Here is a 497-nt window from a genome sequence, read left to right as displayed (position 1 = left end):
TGGGCGTGTGCGACGTTCGTTGCGGCGACGGGGGTGGCAGCGCTCTCCGGGCTCTACAGCGGGGGAGGCGGCCCCGTGACGGCGCTCGGGATCGCGGGCTCACTCGGTGCGGCCGCGTCCTACGCCGTGTACACGCTGAGCACCAAGCTGCTCCTCGATCGCGGCTGGTCGCCCACCACAGCCATGGGCACCACCTTCGGTACGGCCGCCGTGCTGATGCTGCCCGTGCTTCTCGCAAGCAATCCGGCCTGGCTCGCCCAACCGGCCGGGCTGGCGACGGCCGCGTGGCTCGCGGTCGTGACGACGGCCCTCGCATACACCCTGTTCGCCCGCGGATTGCGGGGCCTCCCGGCCTCGCAGGTATCGACACTCACGCTTGTCGAACCCGTGACGGCGACCGCACTCGGAATCTTTCTGCTGCACGAGGACTTCACTCCCGCGACCATCTGCGGCATCCTGCTGCTTGTGACGGGACTCGCGATCCTTACGGTGCCCCG

At 70.0% G+C, this 497-nt stretch carries 1 protein-coding gene; it reads left to right on the top strand.

The features are described 5' to 3' along the window. Positions 1-497, top strand: a 497-nt coding sequence (locus QN345_RS19765; RefSeq protein ID WP_323509208.1) for a DMT family transporter, incomplete at both ends; no start/stop codon positions are given.

This window comes from Cryobacterium sp. 10I1, from assembly GCF_035019805.1.
Taxonomy (GTDB): Bacteria; Actinomycetota; Actinomycetes; order Actinomycetales; family Microbacteriaceae; genus Cryobacterium; species Cryobacterium glucosi.
Note: the sequence above shows the minus strand (reverse complement) of the source record. Positions and strands in the feature narration are given on the sequence as shown.